The sequence below is a fragment of the Actinomycetota bacterium genome, from assembly GCA_018830725.1.
GTDB lineage: Bacteria > Actinomycetota > Humimicrobiia > JAHJRV01 > JAHJRV01 > JAHJRV01.
Genome location: JAHJRV010000015.1, coordinates 1 through 2,094 on the forward strand (window position 1 = coordinate 1; position 2,094 = coordinate 2,094).

The 2,094-nt window shown below is 33.9% G+C and carries 3 protein-coding genes; 2 read left to right on the top strand and 1 reads right to left on the bottom strand.

Annotation, left to right across the window (positions count from 1 at the left end):
- The first annotated feature begins 111 nt into the window (after positions 1 to 111).
- Both KKC53_00655 and KKC53_00660 read left to right on the top strand, forming a co-directional pair.
- Positions 112 to 249, top strand: coding sequence for a hypothetical protein (locus tag KKC53_00655; GenBank protein MBU2597684.1), 138 nt, complete (start codon positions 112 to 114; stop codon positions 247 to 249).
- Between the two features lie 94 nt (positions 250 to 343).
- Positions 344 to 1,126, top strand: a complete 783-nt coding sequence (locus KKC53_00660) for a nitroreductase family protein (GenBank protein ID MBU2597685.1) — start codon at positions 344 to 346, stop codon at positions 1,124 to 1,126.
- Positions 1,127 to 1,692: 566 nt separating this feature from the next.
- Here KKC53_00660 and KKC53_00665 read toward each other — a convergent pair.
- Positions 1,693 to 1,872, bottom strand: a complete 180-nt coding sequence (locus KKC53_00665; GenBank protein MBU2597686.1) for a hypothetical protein — start codon at positions 1,870 to 1,872, stop codon at positions 1,693 to 1,695.
- Positions 1,873 to 2,094: the final 222 nt, after the last annotated feature.

Genomic DNA, 2,094 nt, shown 5'->3' on the forward strand with positions numbered 1-2,094 from the left:
AACTAATTCTTTTAACCGCTGGTGGCGATTCAATAAGGTAAATATATATTCTTGAAGTGTGATAAAACCGTCCCCCGATAGTTTATAGAGACGCCTGATAATCCCGATGAAATGAAAGGGATCAGGGAAAAGACCAGAACAGACCGACCTCTTGGAACGAATGATTTTGTAGAAAGACTTGAAGGACAGCTTAAGAGACTTTTTAAGCTAAAGTTAAAAGGAAAGCCTAAGAAGCAAGTTGGTAAATAGGTGTCCCTATTTTCAGTCCCTATTTTCAAAATATTATCTAAAAAATTTAATCTTGAAGGTAGTATTATTAAAAAAATTAGAAGGGATAATAGAGATGAATCCTGTATTAAAGGTTATTTATGAAAGAAAATCGATAAGGGCATATAAGAATAGTGATATACCTGAAGACATAAAGGATGAAATAATAAAGGCTGCCATGAAAGCTCCAACTGCTGGAAATATGATGCTATATTCAATCATTGAAGTTACTGACCAGTCAATAAAAGATACTTTGGCTAAGACATGTGATAATCAGCCTTTTATAGCTAAGGCTCCTTTGGTATTATTATTTTTGGCAGATTATCAAAGATGGTACGATTATTTTATTAACTCTGAAGTACCTGAACTATGCAAAAGAATGAATATTGAAATGAGAAGACCCCAGGAAGGTGATTTGTTTTTAGCATGTTCCGATGTGATTATTGCTGCTCAAAATGCAGTAATAGCTGCAGAATCCCTTGGTGTGGGTTCATGTTATATAGGTGATATAATGGAAAACTATGAAATTCATAGGGAATTATTTGACTTACCTCAATATGTATTTCCAATTGTACTTCTTTGTTTTGGTTATCCAACAGAGCAGCAAAGGGAAAGGGGGCAAACTCGTAGATTTGATAAGCAGTTTATTGTATTTAAGGATAAATATAGAAGGCTAAACAAAGAGGAGTTTAATAACATGCATAAAGATTTAGAAGAGAGAGTATTTAAGGTTAATAATTTTTCACCTGGGGCACAGAATATAGGTCAGCATTTTTTCTTAAGAAAATTTAATGCTGATTTTTCAAAGGAGTTGAATCGTTCTGTACGGGAGATTCTTCAGAATTGGCTGCATAGATGAAGAGAAGGAAGTATAGGGGTCTTGCAATATAACAAGGGATATGCCATATTAGCAATATGACCAGGCCACCCCTGAAGGAAGATAGCTATTTTCCTTATAAATAACCAAGTTAATTTTGTCATGGGGACGGTTCTTTTGGCATTAAAATATGACACTGGGTCTGTGGCACATTTATTGATTAAATAATTATCCAAAAGGGAGAAAAAGAGAGGAACAGGAAAACTGATTTTTAGCTGAGCAAGAAAGATAAATATATATAGAATTAGAGTATTATCAGTTTTTATAGGAAAAAACAGTAAGTCTTTAAAGCGTAGAAAATATAAGGGTTTCTGCGTTTTTTTGTTATATGGGATATCAGTAATGCTTCTAAAATATGGAGAAAATAAGGCAAAAAGGGCTAAAAACTCTATTTTTAGCAGCCTGAAAGCCTTGCAAAATAAGGGTTTCAGCGAAATATTGTCGTAGAGGCGTTTTTTAAGGTAGCCTAAGGTGATTTGTCATATTTTTTAAATAGACGCTTAAAATAGCTTAAAATGGCTTATTTTAGATATAGGTGAAAACCCTTATTATATAAGGCTTTCAAGAAGGTATTTTCCCACAGGTTTTACACATTTTCCCCATTTGTAAGTAAATATTATTAATATTAATTCCTCTGTTATTGCGAGGGGAGCGCTCAATATCACTTGAGTGCTCCCCGTGGCAATCTCATTACTCTTTATGTCATTCTCATGAAAATGGGAATCCATCTTTCTCCTCTTTTCTAAAAATTTGAATCTTACATCTTGCGCCTCCCAACTATTTTTTTAAAAAAGAAGGGTTTTTGAAACCTTTTGTCGTATTAATATTAAGGTGTAGAAAAATTGCAAAAGACCAATTCTTTTAACCGCTGGTGGCGATTCAATAAGGTAAATATATATTCTTGAAGTGTGACAAAGAACCGTCCCCTGACACGTAAACCCGCGGACCGT

What these genes read in the sequence shown, in the direction of transcription:
- KKC53_00655 (MBU2597684.1), top strand. Translation starts at nt 112, where the DNA reads ATGAAAGGGATCAGGGAAAAGACCAGAACAGACCGACCTCTTGGAACG.
- KKC53_00660 (MBU2597685.1), top strand. Translation starts at nt 344, where the DNA reads ATGAATCCTGTATTAAAGGTTATTTATGAAAGAAAATCGATAAGGGCA.
- KKC53_00665 (MBU2597686.1), bottom strand. Translation starts at nt 1,872, where the DNA reads ATGGATTCCCATTTTCATGAGAATGACATAAAGAGTAATGAGATTGCC.